Source organism: Staphylococcus sp. HMSC055C03 (assembly GCF_001809385.1).
In the GTDB taxonomy this organism is placed as follows: Bacteria; Bacillota; Bacilli; order Staphylococcales; family Staphylococcaceae; genus Staphylococcus; species Staphylococcus simulans.
In genome coordinates, this window is record NZ_KV797507.1 from 1 (window position 1) to 269 (window position 269).

The 269-nt window shown below is 42.4% G+C and carries 1 pseudogene; it reads left to right on the top strand.

Annotated features, from left to right (window positions below):
• Positions 1-269, top strand: a pseudogene (locus HMPREF2603_RS13425) (hypothetical protein); the annotation flags it as partial.

Consider the following 269-nt stretch of genomic DNA (forward strand, 5'->3'; position numbering starts at 1 on the left):
CAAGATGGTAAATCAATTACAGTTGAAAAAACTGAACCAGACGCTGATGGCAACACAGTTGTGACATTCTCTGATGGCAGCACAATCACTATTCCAAAAGGAACAAAAGGTGATAAAGGCGATACTGGAGAAACAGGTGCTGCAGGTCAATCAGTTACAGTTGCGAAAGTAGAACCGCAACCAAACGGCGATACAAAAGTAACGTTCTCAGATGGTAAAGAAGTTGTGATTCCTAAAGGAGAAAAAGGCGACAAAGGTGATACTGGTGC